Here is an 18,882-nt window from a genome sequence, read left to right as displayed (position 1 = left end):
ACACTGCTGTGACTGGCGGGGACAGAATTTCAGTTCATCGCGGGCAGGCCGAGTTCGTCCCGTTTGTCCCGCGCACCTATTTTTCCCGCTCGCTGCGCAGCTTTGCCCAATAGTCCAGCCGTTTCTTGATATCGCGCTCGAAGCCGCGTTCGGGCGGATCGTAAAAGGTCTGCCGGCCCATCTTTTCGGGGAAATAGTCCTGGCCGGAAAAGGCATCGGGCTGGTCGTGATCGTAGCGGTAGCCGGCGCCGTAATCCTCCTCTTTCATCAGCTTGGTCGGCGCGTTGAGGATGTGCTTGGGCGGCAGCAGCGAACCGAACTCCTTCGCCGCCCGCGTGGCGGCCTTGAAGGCGGTGTAGACGGCGTTGGATTTGGGCGCGGTGGCGAGATAGACGGTCGCCTCGGCGAACGCGAGCTCGCCTTCGGGCGAGCCGAGATAGTCGTAGGCGTCCTTGGCGGCGTTGGCGACGACCAGCGCCTGCGGGTCGGCGAGCCCGATATCCTCCATTGCCATGCGCACCAGCCGGCGGCCGAGATAGAGCGGATCCTCGCCGGCGTCGAACATGCGGGCGAGATAATAAAGGGCAGCGTCCGGATCGGACCCGCGCACCGATTTGTGCAGCGCCGAGATCAGATTGTAGTGGCCGTCCTGGCCCTTGTCGTAGATCGGCGCGCGGCGCTGGACGATGCGCTGCAGCCCTTCGGGATCAAAGACCTCGCCGGGTTTGGCGGCGCGCCAGACTTCCTCGGCCAGCGTCAGCGAGGCCCGGCCGTCGCCATCGCTCATGCGGATGAGCATCGCCCGCGCCTCGGCGTCGAGCGGCAGCGCCCTGCCCTCCGTCTCCTCGGCCCGCGTCATCAGCTTGGCGATGCTCTCCTCGCCCAGCGAGTGAAACACCAGTACCCGCGCGCGCGACAAAAGCGCGGCGTTCAGCTCGAAGGACGGATTTTCGGTCGTGGCGCCAACCAGCACGACGGTGCCGTCCTCCATGACCGGGAGAAACGAATCCTGCTGGGCGCGGTTGAAGCGATGGATCTCGTCGACGAACAGCAGCGTCTGGCGGCCATTGGTGCGACGCAGCTTTGCCGCCTCGAACACTTTCTTCAAATCGGCAACGCCGGAAAACACCGCTGAGATCTGCTCGAAGGCAAGGCTGGTCTCGCCGGCCAGCAGCCGCGCCACGGTGGTCTTGCCGGTGCCGGGTGGCCCCCAGAAAATCATCGAGCCGAGCGAACCGGAGTTGATGAGCCGCGTCAGTGCGCCGTCGGGGCCGGTCAGATGCTCCTGGCCGACGACCTCGCCAAGGTTTTTCGGGCGCAGCCGATCGGCCAAAGGCCGGCCGGGCGGCGCTCTTTCCGGTTCATCGACGCTGAACAGATCGGCCATCTAGGTCTTCTGGTTGGAGCACGATCCTCAGAAATGGGAAGATCGCCTCAGTAACGCAACACCTGGCGCAGTATCTGCCCGCCGCGCTCGACGGTAAAGCGCCACCAGCGCGTATCCTGCTGGGCAAGCTGCGCCAGTGTCGCCGCCGTATCGACCGTCGTGCCGTTAACCTCGCGCACGATGTCGCCCGGCTGGAAGCCGAAATCGGCGGCCGGCGAATCGCGGTTGATGTCGACCACGGTGACCCCCTTGAGGTCGGTGCGCAGGCCGAGCCGCTGGGCGAGCCTGGGCGACAGTTCCGCGACCTTGGCGCCGGAGAACGGGCTGCGGCCATGCAGGGTCACTTCCGACGCCTTGGCGCCTTCCGGCGCGCGCTCCAGTGCAATCTCCATCGTCGCCTGCTGGCCCTTGCTCAGGATGGCGAAGGTCGCCTTGGTGCCGATCGACAGGGTCGCCATGCGGTAGTCCAGCGCCTCGATGCCCTCGACGGTCGTGCCATTGAGCTGCAGCACGACATCGCCGGGCTTCAGCCCTGCCTTGGCCGCCGGTCCGGCTTCCTCGACCGACGACACCAGCGCGCCGGTCGGCTTCTCCATGCCGAGCGATTCGGCGATCTGAGGTGTGACCGCTTCGAACTCGGCGCCTATATAGGGCCGCTCGAAGAAATCGAGCCCGGCCTTGGCCGCATCGGCGAAGGCGCGCACCATGTTGGCCGGGATGGCAAAGCCGATGCCGATCGAGCCGCCGCTGCGGCTGTAGATGGCGGTGTTGATGCCGACCAGCTGGCCGCCCATGTTGATCAGCGCGCCGCCGGAATTGCCGGGATTGATGGCGGCGTCGGTCTGGATGAAGTAGCCCGAATCCGAAACGCCGATATGGCTGCGGGCAAGCGCCGACACGATGCCGCTGGTGGTGGTCTGGCCGACGCCGAACGGATTGCCGATGGCCAGCACCAGGTCGCCGACCTCGAGCGCGTCGGAATCGCCGATGGCGATCACCGGAAACGGCTTGTCGGAGGTGATCTTGAGCACGGCGAGGTCAAGCGTCTCGTCCTTGAGCATGACCTTCGAGGTGAATTCGCGCCCGTCGGCGGTCGCGACCTTGACCTCGTCGGCATCCTTGATCACGTGGAAATTGGTGACGACGACGCCGCTCGGGTCGACCAGCACGCCCGAGCCGAGCGAGGATTGTGCGCGCGGCTGCGCGCGGCCGAAGAATTCCTCGAAGAAAGGATCGCCGTCAAAGGGCGACGTGACCTTGGCCGTCTGCGAAGCATAGACATTGACCACGGCCGGCGCCGTCTGCTTGACCAGGGGGGCAAACGACAGCTGCACCTCTTCGCGGCCGAACGGCACGCGCTTGTCGGGACCGGAGGTGCCGTTCTCGCCTTCGACGCCATGCAGGAGGTCGGTCAGCACATCGGAGAGCCCCGGGTCGGCTGGCTTGGCGGCGTCCTCGGCCAGGGCGTCTTTCACGGCCGGTGCCGCGGCAAAGGCGGCCAGCGCGCAAAGGGCAACAAGAAACAGCCGTTTGAAGTGCATTCCGAATCCTCCAGGTCGGGCGCCATTGTCCCGACGATTGTGCAAAATGAAAGGCTAAGCCCCTGAAATCTGATTATTCTGGCCCGCAAAGCAGCTATAGGTCGGCTTGAAACTGAAAACCTGCGTCGACCTTCATGAAAAAACAACTCCTGTCATTCCGTGACTTTTTGAAGACCGGCACTTTTGGGCCTGTTTTCCCTTCTCTGAAAATGATCGACATCGCCAGTATGCTAGGTCCGCCTGACGGCTGGATCACGGAACATGCAGAGACGATTCCGGTCTATTGGACTTTCGGAAAGCTCGAAATTTCCTTTGATGAAGAAGCACCTCATTGGATGAACTGGTTTCAGATCGAAGAAGCGGGCTATCTCGAAGGTGATTTTGAGGTTCTCACCGATCGCCTTGTGCTCTCATTGGATGGGTTCAGTGGAGAGACGACACCTTCGGAATTCTTGACTGCCGGCCTTTGGGCTCCAGAAGAGGCAGCGGTGTTCTACGCCGCCTTGAGCGACGAAATATTGCTGAACATCTGCGCGGGTCCCGTTCAGATTCATTTCCGAGTCGATACAGACTTCATCGAAGATGGGGACGCCCAAAAATACCTGACCAATTCCACCGTGTCGCGAGTGGTCAGCGATATAGATTCCCGCGCCACCCTCGACAGTATCTATTCCTATCCCCAACCGGCGTTCGAAGAGATCCCCGGCGCCTTCAAATGGAATCTGCTTAGCGGTCGCGACTACCTGACGCTTGCTCGCTAAACGTAAGGCTCGCTAAACGTAGGACGCTGGTAACAAAAAGGGGCCCGAAGGCCCCTTTGAATTCATCCAGAAACCCCCAGCCTTATGCGGCCGCGGTTTCCTCATTGGTGCCTTCAGCTTCGAGGCGAGCGCGGTCACCGGCGCCCTTGACGTCGGTGTCACGGTCGACGAACTCGATGACTGCCATGGCGGCATTGTCGCCGTGGCGGAAGCCGGCCTTCATGATGCGCAGATAGCCGCCATTGCGGGTGGCGTAGCGCGGCGCGATGGTGTCGAACAGACGCTTGACGACGCCTTCATTGCCGATCTGGGCAATGACCTGGCGGCGCGCATGCAGGTCGCCGCGCTTGCCGAGCGTCACCAGCTTCTCGACGATCGGACGCAAATCCTTCGCCTTCGGCAGGGTGGTGACGATCTGTTCGTGCTCGAGCAGCGACACGGCGAGGTTGGCGAACATCGACTTGCGATGGCTAATGCTTCGGGCGAAGCGGCGGCCTTTAAAACCGTGGCGCATGGCTCTTTTCCTTCTTCAGTTGTTCAAGAGGCCGTGGCCTCTGATGGTTTTCCGCATGACCGTCGGATCGAGCGGCCCACGCCGCCGATCCTTGGAAATTCATGCTCAATATTGGTCTTCGTAACGCTTGGCGAGGTCTTCGATGTTTTCCGGCGGCCAGTCCGGCACTTCCATGCCGAGGTGCAGGCCCATCGCCGCGAGCACTTCCTTGATCTCGTTCAGCGACTTGCGGCCGAAGTTCGGGGTGCGCAGCATCTCGGCTTCGGTCTTCTGGATGAGATCGCCGATGTAGACGATGTTGTCGTTCTTCAGGCAGTTGGCCGAACGCACCGAAAGCTCGAGTTCGTCCACCTTCTTGAGCAGCGCCGGGTTGAAGGCGAGCTCGGTGACGGCCTCGGTGGCGACTTCCTTCTGCGGCTCGTCGAAATTGACGAACAGGCCAAGCTGGTCCTGCAGGATGCGGGCAGCGAAAGCCACCGCGTCCTCGCCCGAGATCGAACCGTCGGTCTCGATAGTCATGGTCAGCTTGTCATAGTCGAGAACCTGGCCCTCGCGGGTGTTCTCGACCTTGTAAGAGACCTTCTTGACCGGCGAATACAGGCTGTCGACCGGGATCAGGCCGATCGGCGCGTCTTCGGCGCGGTTGCGGTCGGCCGGCACGTAACCCTTGCCGGTGTCGACGGTGAATTCCATGCGGATTTCAGCGCCCTCGTCCAGCGTGCAGATGACGTGGTCGGGGTTGAGGATCTCGACGTCGCCAACCGTCTGGATGTCGCCAGCCAGAACCGCACCCGGGCCCTGCTTGCGAACGACCATGCGCTTGGGACCATCGCCTTCCATGCGGATGGCGATTTCCTTGATGTTGAGGACGATGTCGGTCACGTCCTCACGCACGCCGGCAATCGACGAGAATTCATGCAGAACGCCGTCGATCTGCACGGCGGTGACAGCCGCACCGCGCAGCGAAGACAAAAGCACGCGGCGCAGCGCGTTGCCGAGCGTCAGGCCGAAGCCACGCTCGAGCGGCTCGGCGACCAGCGTGGTCAGCGTCTTCTTCTTCGACGAGAACTCGATCTTGTTCGGCTTGATCAGTTCCTGCCAATTTTTCTGGATCATGATGCTTTCCTTCCGTTGACCCGCCACCATCCAATCGTGGCGGGCGACCTGGAGTGCCGTGGAGGAGCGCCTTGAGGCGCTCACGCGGCGTTCGGTAATGTCTTAGACGCGGCGCTTCTTGCGCGGGCGGCAGCCATTGTGCGGGATCGGCGTCACATCACGGATCGAGGTGATGGTGAAGCCGGCCGCCTGCAGGGCGCGAAGCGCCGATTCACGACCGGAGCCGGGTCCGCAGACCTCGACTTCGAGCATGCGCATGCCGTGTTCCTGGGCCTTCTTGGCGACGTCTTCGGCAGCCATCTGGGCGGCGAACGGGGTCGACTTGCGCGAACCCTTGAAGCCCTGGGCACCGGCCGACGACCAGGCAATGGAATTGCCCTGCGCGTCGGTGATGGTGATCATCGTGTTGTTGAAGGTCGAATTGACGTGGGCAACGCCCGACGAGATGTTCTTGCGTTCGCGACGGCGAACACGAGCGGCTTCCTTGGCCATGATAGTCCTTTCAGTTGATCTCTACACCGCCGTAATGCCAGCGGCTCCACCTTTGAAAGCGAGTAGTGAGCAGGGACCAGCGAATAGGGGACCCCTACTCGCTAATGGCTACTCGCTATTCGCTCACTTACTTCTTCTTGCCGGCGATCGACTTGGCCGGGCCCTTGCGGGTGCGTGCATTGGTGTGCGTGCGCTGGCCGCGAACCGGCAGCGAACGGCGGTGACGCAGGCCGCGGTAGCAGCCGAGGTCCATGAGACGCTTGATGTTCATCGACACTTCGCGGCGCAGGTCGCCTTCGACCTGGTAGTCGCGGTCGATGGTCTCGCGGATCTGCAGCACTTCTGCGTCGGTCAGTTGGTTGACGCGGCGCTCGGCCGGGATGCCGACCTTGTCGACGATCTCCTGGGCGAACTTCTTGCCAATGCCGTGAATGTACTGAAGCGCAATGACGACGCGCTTGTTGGTCGGAATGTTGACGCCGGCTATACGAGCCATATTCTTCTCTTCTCCATGTGGGACCGGCCGGCCTTCAAAACAAGGCATGCGCGGCGCTGTTCAAATTACCCCGCGTCCGGTGGAGGCCGGCCCTTGCGGGAGTTCCCTAGTTTCAATGCGGCTGCCTTGCCCTTGCGGACAAGCAAGCCTCATGCCTGATAGGAAGACGGGCCGCCATAACCCAGCGAACCGTTCCAGTCAAGCGCAATCTTTACTTTACCGTAACGGTCTCCCGCGTCACCGCCGCGAGCAGCGCTTCAATCTCCGCCGTCACGGTGTCGACAGGAGCCATGCCGTCGACACTCCTAAGCGAGCGTTTGGCATAATAATAGCCGATCAGCGGCGCCGTCTTCTTGTAATATTCTCGCAGGCGCTCTTCGAACACCACCGGATTGTCGTCCTTGCGCACCGGCTGTCCGGCGGCCTTGGCGTCGTCGGCGCGCTTGACGATGCGGCCGACCAACGCTTTGTCGTCGACGACGAACTCGATCACGGCATCGAGGCCAATGCCGCGCTCGGCGAGCATCGATTCAACCGCATCGGCTTGCACCAGCGTGCGCGGATATCCGTCGAGGATGAAACCGTAGGTGCAATCGGGCTGATCGATGCGCTCGGCCACGATGGCGTTGACGATTGCGTCGGAAACCAGCTCGCCGGCATCCATCACCGCCTTGGCGCGCTTGCCGACTTCAGTGCCGGCCTGTACGGCGGCCCGCAGCATGTCGCCCGTCGACAGCTGCGGTATGCCATATTTTTCTACCAGTCTTTGTGCTTGCGTCCCCTTGCCCGCTCCTGGCGGCCCAAGCAATATCAATCTCATCTGGCCTTCTTCCCCCCGCGCAGCTTCGACTTCTTGATCAGGCCCTCATACTGGTGCGCGATCAGGTGACCTTGGATCTGCGCCACCGTATCGAGGGTTACACTGACCACGATGAGAAGCGATGTGCCACCGAGGTAGAATGGTACACCAGTCGCCGAAATCAGGAACTCGGGCAGCAGGCACACCAGCACCAGATAGATGGCGCCAACGACGGTGATGCGCGTCAGGACATAGTCGATGTAATCGGCGGTGCGCTCACCCGGACGGTAGCCCGGAATGAAGCCGGAATGCTTCTTGAGCTGGTCGGCGGTATCCTTCGGATTGAACACGATGGCCGTGTAGAAGAAGGCGAAGAACACGATCATTGCCGCATAGAACAGCATGTAAAGCGGCTGGCCGTGGCCGAGCGAAGCGAGCACGGTGCTTGCCCATGCCGGCAGGTTTGTCGTCTGCGAGAAGCCAGCGACCGTTGCCGGCAGCAAAAGCAGCGACGACGCGAAGATCGGCGGAATGACGCCCGACGTGTTGAGCTTCAGCGGCAGATGCGAGGTATCGCCCTGGAACATGCGGTTGCCGACCTGGCGCTTCGGATACTGGATCAGCAGGCGGCGCTGCGCGCGCTCGAAGAACACGATCAGCGCGATGACGATGATGGCCAGCACGATGATCGCGAGTATCAGCCCGGTCGATAGGGCGCCGGTGCGGCCGAGCTCCAGCGTGCCGGAGATGGCGCGCGGCAGGCCGGCGACGATGCCGGAGAAAATGATCAGCGAAATGCCGTTGCCGATGCCGCGGGCGGTGATCTGCTCGCCCAGCCACATCAGGAACATGGTGCCGCCAACCAGCGTGACGACGGTCGAGATGCGGAAGAACATGCCGGGATCGTTGACGATGCCGTTGCCGCCTTCCAGGCCCACCGAAATGCCGTAGGCCTGCACCAGCGCCAGGAGTACCGTGCCGTAGCGCGTGTACTGGTTGATGACCTTGCGGCCCTGCTCTCCTTCCTTTTTCAGCGCTTCCAGCGACGGAATGACCGAGGTCATCAGCTGCATGATGATGGAGGCTGAGATGTAAGGCATGATGCCGAGCGCGAAGATCGCCATGCGCTGCACGGCGCCGCCGGCGAACATGTTGAACATGCCGAGCACGCCCTTGGCCTGCGAAGAGAAGGCCTGCGCGAATGCATCCGGATTGATGCCGGGCAGCGGGATATAGGTGCCGAGGCGATAGACGAGCAGCGCGCCGACGGTGAACCAGATTCGCTTCTTCAGGTCCTCCGCCTTGGCGAAAGCCGCAAAATTCAGATTCGAGGCTAGTTGTTCAGCAGCCGAAGCCATGCCTGATTCTCCGCTAGAGCATGATGCCGAAAAGTGTGAAGCGGTTTTCGGACAACGTCATGCGCTACTTCTTTGATTTGTATGTCACGCTCGATGCCCGCAGCTCAGGCGGCGCGTGGCACCGAAGCTCACGAGATAAGCTCCGGGCTCTAAACATGCAAGCGGCCGCGTTGACGCGGCCGCCTAATTGATCGGATCAAAGCGCAATCGTGAACAAAAACGGATACCGTTCCTGCCGACCGCGCTTCAAATTGCCGTTACTCCGCTGCCGCTTCCGGCAGCTTGACCGAACCGCCGGCCTTTTCGATCTTCTCGATCGCGGCCTTGGAGGCGCCGGCGACGTCGAAGGCAAGCTTTGCCTTGAGCTCGCCGTCCGAGAGGATGCGCACGCCGTCCTTGACGCGGCGGATGACGCCGGCGGCGACGAGTGCCTCGGCCGTCACGGTCGCCTTGGCGTCGAGCTTCTTGGCATCGAGCGCCGTCTGGATACGAGCCAGCGACACGACGACAAAGCTCTTGGCGAAGATGTTATTGAAGCCACGCTTCGGCAGGCGCCGATAGAGCGGCATCTGGCCGCCCTCGAAGCCGTTGATGGCAACGCCGGAGCGCGCCTTCTGGCCCTTGACGCCGCGACCGCCGGTCTTGCCGGAGCCGGAGCCGATGCCACGGCCGAGACGCTTCTTGGAGTGCGTCGCGCCGTCCTTGTCACGCAGATCGTTGAGTTTCATCTGGGTTCTCCTGCGCTTTTGCTCAGCCCTCGTCCACGACGCGGACGAGATGCTGGACGGCAGCGATCATGCCGCGCACCGAGGGAGTGTCCTCCAGCGTGCGCTGCTTGTGCATCTTGTTGAGGCCGAGGCCGACCAGCGTTGCGCGCTGTTCCTTCGGGCGGCGGATCGGCGAACCGATCTGCTCAACGGTGATGGTCTTGGTTGCTTTCTTGGCCATGGTCAAAATCCCTGGTCAGATCGACTATTCTTCAGCCGCAACGGCGGTGCCGCGGCGGGCCTGAAGGGTCGAATACTTGATGCCGCGCGCAGCAGCCACATCCTTGGGATGCATCTGGCTCTTCAGCGCGTCGAATGTGGCACGAACCATGTTGTAGGGGTTCGACGAACCCATCGACTTGGCGACCACGTCATGCATGCCGAGCGTCTCGAAGACAGCGCGCATCGGGCCGCCGGCGATGATGCCGGTACCCTGCTTGGCAGCGCGCAGCAGCACGCGTCCGGCGCCCCAGCGTCCTTCGACGTCGTGGTGCAGCGTGCGGCCCGAGCGCAGCGGCACGAAAATCATGTCGCGCTTGGCCGACTCGGTTGCCTTGCGGATCGCTTCCGGCACTTCGCGCGCCTTGCCGTGACCGAAGCCGACGCGGCCCTTCTGGTCGCCGACGACGACGAGTGCTGCAAAACCGAAGCGACGGCCGCCCTTGACGACCTTGGCGACACGGTTGATGTGGACGAGCTTGTCCACCATGCCGTCATCGCGTTCTTCACGATCGCGGCCGCGGCCGCCATCCCTACGTTCCTGTGCCATATCCTGTTCCTTGTTTTTTTCCGGAAGCACGGTTGCTGATAAGATCCGGTGCGCCTCTTTGGGTCACCGGGGGCGAATTATTTTTCCTTGCATGATCTTGTCCGAAAAGTCTGCAACTTTTTGCTGCGCTGACCTTCGGTTCGGGATCAGGCAATTAGAAGCTCAGACCGCCTTCACGGGCAGCCTCGGCCAGCGCCTTGACGCGGCCGTGATAGATATAGGCGCCGCGGTCGAAGACGACTTCCTTGACGCCGGCCTTCGAAGCACGCTCGGCGATCAGCTTGCCAACAGCGGCTGCTGCCTCGGTGTCGGCGCCGGTCTTGAGCGAACCCTTGAGGTCCTTCTCGAGTGTCGATGCAGCCGCGATGGTATGGCCCTTGGCGTCGTCGATGACCTGCACGTAGATGTTCTTCGACGTGCGGTGAACCGAGAGACGCGGACGTTCGCCGGCGACCTTCTTGATCTGGCGGCGGACGCGCTGCGCGCGGCGCTGGATGGATTCCTTGGTAGCCATGATAATCTTCCTTGCCTTCAAAAAACGGGGGCCGCCATGTGCGGTAGGCGAAAGCGCCTCCCGCGACCGCTCCCCGCGGCGTTGCACTTCTTTGGCTTGGCCTTTTCCGAAAAGTCTGCAACTTTTCGGGGCCAGGCCTACTACTTCTTCTTGCCTTCCTTGCGGACGATCTTCTCGCCGGCATAGCGGACACCCTTGCCCTTGTAGGGCTCGGGACCGCGATACTCGCGGATCTCGGCTGCAACCTGGCCGACCTGCTGCTTGTCGATGCCGGTCACGGTGATTTCCGTCGGCTTCGGCACAGTGATCGTGATGCCGGCCGGCGTCTCGTAAACGACGTCGTGGCTGAAGCCAAGCGCCAGCTGCAGGTTCTTGCCCTGAAGTGCCGCGCGATAGCCGACGCCGGTGATCTCGAGCTTCTTCTCGAAACCGTCCTTGACGCCCTGCAGGATGTTGACGATCTGCGTGCGCGACATGCCCCACTTGGAGCGGGCGGTCTTGGTCTGGTCGCGCGGCTGGACAGCGATTTCGCTGCCTTCCATCTTGACCAGCACTTCGTCGTTCACCACGAACTTCAGCTCGCCCTTGGGGCCCTTCGCCGTCACGGTCTGGCCGTTGACGGTCGCGGTCACGCCCTGCGGCAGCGAAACGGGTTTCTTTCCAATACGAGACATTTGGTTGTCCTCGTCACTTCTCTTGTTTCAGGTCTGCCGAATTAGAAAATCTGGCAGAGGATTTCGCCGCCGACATTCTGTTCGCGTGCTTCGTGATCGGCCATCACGCCCTTCGGCGTCGAAAGGATGGCGATGCCGAGGCCGTTGGCGACGTGCGGGATCGACTTGGCCGAAACGTAAACGCGGCGGCCAGGCTTCGAGACGCGGGCGATTTCGCGCACGACCGGAGCACCGTCGAAATACTTCAGCTCGATTTCGATTTCGGACTTGCCGTTGTCGAAGTCGGTCTGGCTGTAGTCGCGGATATAGCCTTCAGCCTTCAGCACGTCGAGGACGCGGGTACGCAGGCGCGACGCCGGCGTCGAAACGCTCGACTTCTTACGGCCATACGCGTTGCGGATGCGGGTCAGCATATCGCCGAGAGGATCGCTCAATGACATGTTATGTCCTCCTTACCAGCTCGACTTGACCAGGCCCGGGATCTGGCCGTTATTGCCGAGATCACGAAGCGCGATGCGCGATACTTTGAGCTTGCGATAATAGGCGCGCGGACGGCCGGTAACTTCGCAGCGGTTGCGGATGCGGATCTTGGCCGAGTTGCGCGGCAGGGCAGCAAGCTTCAGCTGAGCGCGGAAACGCTCTTCCATCGGCTTGGACTGGTCCATGATGATCGCCTTGAGCGCTGCGCGCTTGGGACCGTACTGGTCGGCAAGCTTGCGGCGCCTGTTGTTCTTCTCGACTGAGCTGGTCTTTGCCATTTCAGATTTTTCCTTTTCTCGCTGCCGTTACTGGCGGAAGGGGAAGTTGAAGGCCTTGAGCAATGCCCTGGCTTCGTCGTCCGTCTTCGCAGTCGTACAAACGATGACGTCCATGCCCCAGATCTGATCAACCTTGTCGTAGTTGATCTCCGGGAACACGATGTGTTCCTTGATGCCCATGGCGTAGTTGCCACGGCCATCGAAGCTCTTCGGATTCAGTCCGCGAAAGTCGCGGACGCGCGGCAGTGCGATGTTCACGAGACGGTCGAGGAACTCGTACATGCGTTCCTTGCGCAGCGTGACCTTGGCGCCGATCGGCATCTTCTCGCGGACCTTGAAGCCGGCGATCGAATTACGGGCGCGGGTGACGACGGCCTTCTGGCCGGCGATCATCGCCAGGTCTTCGGCCGCGATCGAAGGCTTCTTCGAATCCGCGGTCGCTTCGCCGACGCCCATGTTCAGCACGATCTTGTCGATGCGCGGAACCTGCATCTCGTTCTCGTAGCCGAACTGCTCCTGCAGCGCCTTGCGGATGGTCTCGTTGTAGACCTGCTTGAGGCGCGGCGTGTTCTGGGCCTTGGACTGTTTGCTTTCAGCCTTGGGCTTCGTGGTTTGAGCCTTAGCCATTGATGACTTCTCCCGAGCGCTTGGCGACGCGCACCTTCTTGCCGTCCTTCTGGAAGATGAAGCCGACGCGGGTCGGCTTGCCATCCTTGGGGTCGGCGAGCGCGATGTTCGACAGCTGGATCGGCGCTTCCTTGGTGATGATCCCGCCCTCTTGGGACTGGGACTGCTTCTGGTGACGACGGATCATGTTGACGCCGCGCACCAGCGCGGTGTCTTCCTTCGGCTGAACCGAGAGGACTTCGCCCGAACGGCCCTTGTCCTTGCCGGCCAGCACGACGACCTTGTCGCCTTTTCTAATCTTTTGCATTGGTCCGGCTCCTTACAGCACTTCAGGCGCGAGCGAGATGATCTTCATGTGGTTCTTGGCGCGGAGTTCGCGCGGAACCGGTCCGAAGATACGCGTGCCGATCGGCTCTTTCTTGTTGTCGACGAGAACGGCCGCGTTCTTGTCGAAACGGATCACGCTGCCGTCCGGGCGGCGGATGTCCTTGGCCGTGCGAACCACGACCGCCTTCATCACATCGCCCTTCTTAACGCGGCCGCGCGGAATGGCTTCCTTGATCGACACCACGATGATGTCGCCTACGGAAGCGTATTTCCGCTTCGAGCCGCCCAGCACCTTGATGCACATGACACGACGGGCGCCGGAATTATCCGCGACGTCGAGGTTTGTTTGCATCTGAATCATGACTGGCCGCCTTCTTCTCTTCTAACGGGACGGGCTCAAAGCCCCTCCCCGGTCTGTCCAAAATTCGGTTTGTTACGCCTGGTCCGAAGACACGACGATCCAGCGCTTGTCCTTGGAAATCGGCTTCGATTCCTGGATGAACACCTGATCGCCGACCTTGTGGGCGTTGTTCTCGTCGTGCGCCTTGTACTTCTTGGTCATGCGCACGGTCTTCTTCATCACGGGATGCGTGAAGCGCCGTTCGACCTTGACGACTACCGTCTTCTCGTTCTTGTCGCTGACGACAGTGCCCTGCAGAATGCGCTTTGGCATGATTTTCGTCCTTAAGCCTTCTTGGCCGCGGACTTTTCCGCAGCGATGGTCTTGATACGCGCAATGTCCTTGCGAACCTGCCGCACGCGGGCGGTCTTCTCGAGCTGGCCGGTGGCCTTCTGGAAGCGCAGGTTGAACTGCTCCTTCTTCAGGCTGGCCAGATCGTCGGTCAGCTGGTCCTGGGTCTTCGTCCGGATGTCTTCGGCTTTCATGATCAGCCCGTCCTTATTCTGCGATGCGCTGTACGAAGCGCGTCCTGACCGAGAGCTTGGCCGCGCCGAGACGCAGCGCCTCACGGGCGGTTTCTTCGTTGACGCCGTCGATCTCGAACATGATGCGGCCCGGCTTGACGCGCGCCGCCCAGTAATCGACAGCGCCCTTGCCCTTGCCCATGCGCACTTCGGTCGGCTTCGACGTCACCGGCACATCAGGGAAAATACGGATCCACACGCGGCCGGCACGCTTCATCTCACGAGTGATCGCGCGGCGGGCCGCCTCGATCTCACGCGCGGTGACGCGGTTCGGCTCAAGCGCCTTCAGCCCGAAACCACCAAAATCCAGGTTGGTGCCGCCCTTTGCGGTACCATGGATACGGCCCTTGAACTGCTTGCGGAACTTTGTGCGCTTTGGCTGCAGCATCGTTCTAACTCCAAATTCCTAAATAATCAGGCGTTTTCGCGACGACGACCGCGTTCGCGATCGCCACCACCGCCATGCGCAGCATCACCCTCGGTCGCGCGACGCTCCGAAGCCATCGGATCGTGCTCGAGGATTTCGCCCTTGAACACCCAGACCTTGACGCCGCAGATGCCGTAAGCCGTATGCGCTTCGGCCGTGCCGTAGTCGACATCGGCGCGCAGCGTATGCAGCGGCACGCGGCCTTCTCGGTACCATTCCATGCGCGCAATCTCGGCGCCGCCGAGACGGCCGGCGCAGTTGATGCGGATGCCTTCGGCGCCCAGGCGCATCGCCGACTGAACGGCGCGCTTCATGGCGCGGCGGAACGCGATACGACGCTCGAGCTGCTGGGCGATCGACTGGGCGACCAGGGTCGCGTCGATTTCCGGCTTGCGCACTTCAACGATGTTCAAGTGCGTCTCGGACTTCGTCATCTCCATCAGCTTCTTGCGAAGCTTTTCGATGTCGGCGCCCTTCTTGCCGATGATCAGGCCCGGGCGCGCCGCATGGATGGTGACGCGGCACTTCTTGTGCGGGCGCTCGATCACGACCTTCGAAATCGCAGCCTGCTTCAGTTCCTTTTCAAGATATTTGCGGATCTTGATGTCCTCATGCAGCAGTTTGCCGTACTCGCCGGTGTTCGCGAACCAGCGCGAATCCCAGGTGCGGTTGATGCCGAGGCGCAGACCGATCGGATTGACTTTCTGGCCCATTATGCGGCCTCCCCTTTTTCTTCGACTTCACGAACGACGATCGTGAGGTGCGAGAACGGCTTTTCGATACGGCTGGCGCGACCGCGGCCACGAGCATGGAACCGCTTCATGACGATCGACTTGCCGACATAGGCTTCCGCCACGATCAGCGCATCGACGTCGAGGTCGTGGTTGTTTTCCGCGTTGGCGATCGCCGATTCCAGCGTCTTCTTGACCGTGCCGGAAATCCGCTTGGCCGAGAATTCGAGATCGGAAAGCGCTGTCGCGACCTTCTTGCCGCGGATCAGCGCGGCAACCAGGTTCAGCTTCTGCGGGCTGATACGGATCGTGCGCAGAACGGCGCGCGCTTCGTTGTCAGCAAGCCTGCGCGGAGCTTTGGCCTTGCCCATGATTATTTCCTCTTCGCCTTCTTATCCGCGCCGTGACCGTAATAGGTCCGGGTCGGAGCGAATTCACCGAACTTGTGACCGACCATGTCCTCGTTCACCGAGACGGGAACATGCTTCTGGCCGTTGTAGACACCGAAGGTGAAGCCGACGAACTGCGGCAGGATGGTGGAGCGACGGCTCCACATCTTGATCACCTCATTGCGACCACCTTCACGAACCTTGTCCACCTTCTTGAGAAGGTAGCCGTCGATGAAGGGGCCTTTCCAAATAGAACGAGTCACTTGGCGTTACCTCTTCTTAGCTCTTGCGCTGATGGCGCGAGCGCAGGATGAACTTGTCGGTCGCCTTGTTGGACCGCGTCTTCTTGCCCTTGGTCGGCTTGCCCCACGGGCTGACCGGATGACGGCCACCGGAGGTGCGGCCTTCACCACCGCCATGCGGATGGTCGACCGGGTTCATGGTCACGCCGCGATTGTGCGGGCGCTTGCCGCGCCAGACCGTGCGGCCGGCCTTGCCGTCGTTGATGTTGCCGTGGTCGGGGTTCGACACGGCGCCGACGGTGGCCATGCAGGAGCCGTGAACGACACGCTGCTCGCCCGAGTTGAGGCGCAGGATCGCCATGCCCTGATCGCGACCGACCAGCTGGCCGTAGCCACCTGCCGAGCGGGCAACCTGGGCGCCCTTGCCCGGCTTCAGCTCGATGTTATGGACGATCGTGCCGACCGGCATCGAGGCCAGCGGCATCGCATTGCCCGGCTTCACGTCGACCGATTCACCGGCCACGATCTTGTCGCCGGCGGCAAGGCGCTGCGGAGCGATGATGTAGGACAGCTCGCCATCGTCATACTTGATCAGCGCGATGAAGGCGGTGCGGTTCGGATCGTATTCAATGCGCTCGACCGTGCCGACGACGTCGAACTTGCGGCGCTTGAAGTCGATGATGCGGTACGAACGCTTGTGACCGCCGCCGATGAAGCGGGCCGTAATGCGGCCGTGATTGTTGCGGCCGCCCGACTTCGTCAGGCCTTCGGTCAGGCCCTTGACGGGCTTGCCCTTGTAGAGGCCCGAGCGGTCGACGATGACCAGCTGGCGGGTGCTCGGCGTTACCGGGTTGAATTTTTTAAGTGCCATGTTTGTTGTCCTCGCGGCCTAGCTCAGAGACCCGTCGCGACGTCGATCGACTGGCCGTCGGCCAGTGTCACAATCGCCTTCTTGACGTCGCTCTGGCGGCCGATCGTGCCGCGGAAGCGCTTGATCTTGCCCTTGCGGACAAGCGTGTTCACGGCCGTAACCTTGACGCCAAACAGCGCTTCGACAGCGGCCTTGATTTCCGGCTTCGACGCCTTCTTGGCGACGTTGAAAACAACCTGGTTGTTCTCGGAAGCCATGGTCGACTTTTCGGTGATCGCCGGCGAGACGATCACGTCGTAATGACGGAGGTCGGTCATTTAAAGCGCTCCTCGAGAGCCTCGACGGCGGCCTTCGAAAGGACCAGCGTGCCGCGGCGCAGAATGTCGTAGACGTTGATGCCCTGGATGGGCAGCACGTCGATGTTCGGGATGTTGGTCGCCGCCAGCTTGAAGTTCTGGTCAAGCTCGGCACCGCCGATCACCAAGGCGTTGGTCAGGCCCAGTGTCGCGAAATTCGCGATCAGCGCCTTCGTCTTGGCCTCGGTCAGCTTCAGCTCGTCGATGATGATGATCGACGTGCTCTTGGCCTTGGCCGAGAGAGCATGCCGCAAGCCCAGAGCGCGCACCTTCTTCGGCAGATCGTGCTCGTGGCTGCGAACGACCGGGCCGTGGGCCTTGCCGCCGCCGCGGAACTGCGGAGCGCGTGCCGAATGGTGACGGGCGCGGCCCGTACCCTTCTGCTTGTACATCTTAGCGCCGGTGCGCGCGATTTCGGCGCGGCCCTTGGCCTTGTGCGTGCCCTGCTGGCGCTTGGCCAGCTGCCAGCGCACGACGCGCTGCAGGATGTCCTCGCGCGGATCAAGGCCGAAAATCTCCTCGGAGAGTTTCACCTTGCCGGCATCCTTGCCGCCAAGCGTTGTGATCTTGAGATCCATTATTCTGCTCCCTCTGCGGCCGGAGCCTCGTTCTTGGCGCCACTCTCGGCAGCAACGGCGCGGATCGCGGCAGGCTTCGGCGCATTGGCCGGCAGTGCCACCTTGGCCGCATCGCGGACCAGGATCCAGGCGCCCTTCGATCCGGGAACCGCACCGCGGATCAGGATCAGGCCGCGATCGGCGTCGGTCGAAACGATCTCGACATTCTGTGTGGTGACGCGGGTGTCGCCCATGTGGCCAGCCATATGCTTGCCCTTGAACACTTTGCCCGGGTCCTGACGCTGGCCGGTCGAACCGTGCGTACGGTGCGAAACCGAGTTACCGTGCGTCGCGCGGCCACCACCCATGTGATGGCGCTTGATGACGCCCTGGAAACCCTTGCCGATCGTCGTGCCCGTCACATCGACCTTCTGGCCGGCGACGAAGTGCTCGACGGTGATCTCGGCGCCGACATCGATCATGTTGTCGGCGGAGACGCGGAACTCGGCGACCTTCGCCTTCGGCTCGACGGAAGCGGTCGCGAAATGGCCGCGCATCGCCTTCGACGTGTTCTTCACCTTGGCAAGGCCAACGCCGAGCTGGACGGCCGTATAGCCGTTCTTCTCCTGCGTGCGCTGAGCCACGACCTGGCAGTTCTCCATCTGGAGAACGGTGACGGGAACATGTTCCCCGGCATCATTATAGATGCGGGTCATTCCCACCTTCTTTGCAATCACACCTGAACGCATCGGTTCAATTCCTTTAGAGTTCCGGGCCAGGGGCACCGCCCCTTACCGCGCTCTCATTCCCTTAGAGCTTGATCTCGACGTCGACACCGGCGGCCAGATCGAGCTTCATCAAAGCATCGACCGTCTGCGGGGTCGGATCGACGATGTCGAGCAGACGCTTGTGCGTGCGCATCTCGAACTGCTCGCGGCTCTTCTTGTCGACGTGAGGCGACCGGTTGACCGTGAACTTTTCGATCCGCGTCGGCAGCGGAATGGGGCCGCGGACGTTTGCTCCGGTGCGCTTGGCCGTCGACACGATTTCTTTCGTCGAGGCGTCAAGCACGCGGTGATCAAACGCCTTCAGGCGGATGCGGATATTCTGTCCGTTCATGCGTCACTTCCTTGTTCTGGCGCGGCGCGGGCAAATCCTGCGCCCGCGACAGATCGGTTTAAGTCTAAATTACTCTTTGATGGTGACGACGATGCCGGCACCGACGGTACGGCCGCCTTCACGGATGGCGAAGCGCAGCTTCTCTTCCATGGCGATCGGCACGATCAGCTCGACATCGACCGTGATGTTGTCGCCGGGCATAACCATTTCCGTGCCTTCCGGCAGCGACACGATGCCGGTCACGTCGGTCGTGCGGAAGTAGAACTGCGGACGGTAGTTGGTGAAGAACGGCGTGTGACGGCCACCTTCGTCCTTGGTCAGGATGTAGGCTTCGGCCACGAACTTCTTGTGCGGCTTCACCGTACC

30 protein-coding genes and 1 pseudogene are annotated in these 18,882 nt (G+C 61.9%); 1 reads left to right on the top strand and 30 read right to left on the bottom strand.

Annotation, left to right across the window (positions count from 1 at the left end):
• Positions 1-76: 76 nt before the first annotated feature.
• Complete coding sequence (locus X733_RS150470) at positions 77-1,387, bottom strand: replication-associated recombination protein A (RefSeq protein ID WP_023818856.1); 1,311 nt, start codon at positions 1,385-1,387, stop codon at positions 77-79.
• A 47-nt stretch (positions 1,388-1,434) separates the two neighbouring features.
• Positions 1,435-2,928, bottom strand: coding sequence for a DegQ family serine endoprotease (locus X733_RS150475; protein ID WP_023736687.1), 1,494 nt, complete (start codon positions 2,926-2,928; stop codon positions 1,435-1,437).
• Between the two features lie 134 nt (positions 2,929-3,062).
• On the opposite strand from X733_RS150475, the gene X733_RS150480 reads away from it, so the two are divergent.
• Positions 3,063-3,689, top strand: a complete 627-nt coding sequence (locus tag X733_RS150480) for a hypothetical protein (RefSeq protein ID WP_155924208.1) — start codon at positions 3,063-3,065, stop codon at positions 3,687-3,689.
• 82 nt (positions 3,690-3,771) lie between these two features.
• On the opposite strand, the gene rplQ is transcribed toward X733_RS150480, so the two are convergent.
• From rplQ to tuf, 28 genes and pseudogenes are all read right to left on the bottom strand, one after another.
• A complete protein-coding gene (gene rplQ, locus X733_RS150485; RefSeq protein ID WP_023818854.1) occupies positions 3,772-4,203 on the bottom strand; it encodes a 50S ribosomal protein L17 in 432 nt (143 codons plus the stop codon).
• Between the two features lie 105 nt (positions 4,204-4,308).
• A complete protein-coding gene (locus tag X733_RS150490) occupies positions 4,309-5,319 on the bottom strand; it encodes a DNA-directed RNA polymerase subunit alpha (RefSeq protein ID WP_023682599.1) in 1,011 nt (336 codons plus the stop codon).
• A 102-nt stretch (positions 5,320-5,421) separates the two neighbouring features.
• On the bottom strand, positions 5,422-5,811 hold the full coding sequence (gene rpsK / locus X733_RS150495) for a 30S ribosomal protein S11 (protein WP_006205444.1): 390 nt from the start codon (positions 5,809-5,811) through the stop codon (positions 5,422-5,424).
• Positions 5,812-5,938: 127 nt separating this feature from the next.
• Positions 5,939-6,307, bottom strand: a complete 369-nt coding sequence (gene rpsM / locus X733_RS150500; protein ID WP_006205445.1) for a 30S ribosomal protein S13 — start codon at positions 6,305-6,307, stop codon at positions 5,939-5,941.
• Positions 6,308-6,518: 211 nt separating this feature from the next.
• Complete coding sequence (locus X733_RS150505) at positions 6,519-7,127, bottom strand: adenylate kinase (protein ID WP_023818853.1); 609 nt, start codon at positions 7,125-7,127, stop codon at positions 6,519-6,521.
• Entirely contained in the window at positions 7,124-8,464 is a 1,341-nt protein-coding gene (secY, locus tag X733_RS150510; protein WP_023672761.1) for a preprotein translocase subunit SecY, read from the bottom strand. The genes X733_RS150505 and secY overlap by 4 nt, the downstream gene beginning before the upstream one ends.
• A gap of 257 nt (positions 8,465-8,721) precedes the next feature.
• Positions 8,722-9,192, bottom strand: a complete 471-nt coding sequence (gene rplO, locus X733_RS150515; protein ID WP_023672760.1) for a 50S ribosomal protein L15 — start codon at positions 9,190-9,192, stop codon at positions 8,722-8,724.
• A 22-nt stretch (positions 9,193-9,214) separates the two neighbouring features.
• The gene (rpmD, locus tag X733_RS150520; RefSeq protein WP_006205449.1) at positions 9,215-9,412 is read right to left on the bottom strand and encodes a 50S ribosomal protein L30; all 198 of its coding nucleotides are present in this window, start codon (positions 9,410-9,412) and stop codon (positions 9,215-9,217) included.
• A 24-nt stretch (positions 9,413-9,436) separates the two neighbouring features.
• Entirely contained in the window at positions 9,437-10,000 is a 564-nt protein-coding gene (rpsE, locus tag X733_RS150525) for a 30S ribosomal protein S5 (RefSeq protein ID WP_006333394.1), read from the bottom strand.
• Positions 10,001-10,154: 154 nt separating this feature from the next.
• Positions 10,155-10,514 (bottom strand): 50S ribosomal protein L18, encoded by a 360-nt coding sequence (gene rplR, locus X733_RS150530; protein WP_023682602.1) that lies wholly within the window; start codon positions 10,512-10,514, stop codon positions 10,155-10,157.
• A gap of 140 nt (positions 10,515-10,654) precedes the next feature.
• Positions 10,655-11,188 carry a 50S ribosomal protein L6 gene (rplF, locus tag X733_RS150535; protein ID WP_023682603.1) on the bottom strand — a complete coding sequence of 178 codons (534 nt, stop codon included), beginning with the start codon at positions 11,186-11,188 and terminating at the stop codon, positions 10,655-10,657.
• Positions 11,189-11,229: 41 nt separating this feature from the next.
• Entirely contained in the window at positions 11,230-11,628 is a 399-nt protein-coding gene (rpsH, locus tag X733_RS150540; protein ID WP_006205453.1) for a 30S ribosomal protein S8, read from the bottom strand.
• 12 nt (positions 11,629-11,640) lie between these two features.
• Positions 11,641-11,946: a 30S ribosomal protein S14 gene (rpsN, locus tag X733_RS150545; RefSeq protein WP_010909282.1), complete on the bottom strand. Its 306-nt coding sequence runs from the start codon at positions 11,944-11,946 to the stop codon at positions 11,641-11,643.
• Positions 11,947-11,973: 27 nt separating this feature from the next.
• The gene (gene rplE / locus X733_RS150550) at positions 11,974-12,573 is read right to left on the bottom strand and encodes a 50S ribosomal protein L5 (protein ID WP_023672755.1); all 600 of its coding nucleotides are present in this window, start codon (positions 12,571-12,573) and stop codon (positions 11,974-11,976) included.
• Positions 12,566-12,880, bottom strand: a complete 315-nt coding sequence (gene rplX, locus X733_RS150555; protein WP_013531428.1) for a 50S ribosomal protein L24 — start codon at positions 12,878-12,880, stop codon at positions 12,566-12,568. Before rplX ends, rplE begins: the two co-directional genes overlap by 8 nt.
• Before the next feature lie 12 nt (positions 12,881-12,892).
• A complete protein-coding gene (gene rplN, locus X733_RS150560) occupies positions 12,893-13,261 on the bottom strand; it encodes a 50S ribosomal protein L14 (protein ID WP_006205457.1) in 369 nt (122 codons plus the stop codon).
• A 72-nt stretch (positions 13,262-13,333) separates the two neighbouring features.
• Positions 13,334-13,573, bottom strand: coding sequence for a 30S ribosomal protein S17 (gene rpsQ, locus X733_RS150565; RefSeq protein WP_010909280.1), 240 nt, complete (start codon positions 13,571-13,573; stop codon positions 13,334-13,336).
• A gap of 11 nt (positions 13,574-13,584) precedes the next feature.
• Positions 13,585-13,785, bottom strand: a complete 201-nt coding sequence (rpmC, locus tag X733_RS150570; RefSeq protein WP_006205459.1) for a 50S ribosomal protein L29 — start codon at positions 13,783-13,785, stop codon at positions 13,585-13,587.
• A gap of 13 nt (positions 13,786-13,798) precedes the next feature.
• Positions 13,799-14,212 carry a 50S ribosomal protein L16 gene (gene rplP, locus X733_RS150575; protein WP_006205460.1) on the bottom strand — a complete coding sequence of 138 codons (414 nt, stop codon included), beginning with the start codon at positions 14,210-14,212 and terminating at the stop codon, positions 13,799-13,801.
• 26 nt (positions 14,213-14,238) lie between these two features.
• A complete protein-coding gene (gene rpsC / locus X733_RS150580) occupies positions 14,239-14,964 on the bottom strand; it encodes a 30S ribosomal protein S3 (RefSeq protein ID WP_023672753.1) in 726 nt (241 codons plus the stop codon).
• A complete protein-coding gene (gene rplV, locus X733_RS150585; protein WP_006205462.1) occupies positions 14,964-15,353 on the bottom strand; it encodes a 50S ribosomal protein L22 in 390 nt (129 codons plus the stop codon). Before rplV ends, rpsC begins: the two co-directional genes overlap by 1 nt.
• A 2-nt stretch (positions 15,354-15,355) precedes the next feature.
• Positions 15,356-15,634, bottom strand: coding sequence for a 30S ribosomal protein S19 (rpsS, locus tag X733_RS150590; RefSeq protein WP_006205463.1), 279 nt, complete (start codon positions 15,632-15,634; stop codon positions 15,356-15,358).
• A 16-nt stretch (positions 15,635-15,650) separates the two neighbouring features.
• The gene (gene rplB / locus X733_RS150595; protein ID WP_023706515.1) at positions 15,651-16,484 is read right to left on the bottom strand and encodes a 50S ribosomal protein L2; all 834 of its coding nucleotides are present in this window, start codon (positions 16,482-16,484) and stop codon (positions 15,651-15,653) included.
• 23 nt (positions 16,485-16,507) lie between these two features.
• Positions 16,508-16,801 carry a 50S ribosomal protein L23 gene (locus tag X733_RS150600; protein ID WP_023672751.1) on the bottom strand — a complete coding sequence of 98 codons (294 nt, stop codon included), beginning with the start codon at positions 16,799-16,801 and terminating at the stop codon, positions 16,508-16,510.
• On the bottom strand, positions 16,798-17,418 hold the full coding sequence (gene rplD, locus X733_RS150605) for a 50S ribosomal protein L4 (protein ID WP_023818852.1): 621 nt from the start codon (positions 17,416-17,418) through the stop codon (positions 16,798-16,800). The genes X733_RS150600 and rplD overlap by 4 nt, the downstream gene beginning before the upstream one ends.
• Positions 17,418-18,146, bottom strand: a complete 729-nt coding sequence (rplC, locus tag X733_RS150610; RefSeq protein ID WP_023682606.1) for a 50S ribosomal protein L3 — start codon at positions 18,144-18,146, stop codon at positions 17,418-17,420. Before rplC ends, rplD begins: the two co-directional genes overlap by 1 nt.
• A gap of 61 nt (positions 18,147-18,207) precedes the next feature.
• Complete coding sequence (gene rpsJ, locus X733_RS150615; RefSeq protein ID WP_010909272.1) at positions 18,208-18,516, bottom strand: 30S ribosomal protein S10; 309 nt, start codon at positions 18,514-18,516, stop codon at positions 18,208-18,210.
• Between the two features lie 69 nt (positions 18,517-18,585).
• Positions 18,586-18,882 (bottom strand): annotated as a pseudogene (gene tuf, locus X733_RS150620) (elongation factor Tu); the annotation flags it as partial.

The sequence above is a fragment of the Mesorhizobium sp. L2C066B000 genome, assembly GCF_000502335.1.
In the GTDB taxonomy this organism is placed as follows: Bacteria; Pseudomonadota; Alphaproteobacteria; order Rhizobiales; family Rhizobiaceae; genus Mesorhizobium.
Note: the sequence above shows the minus strand (reverse complement) of the source record. Positions and strands in the feature narration are given on the sequence as shown.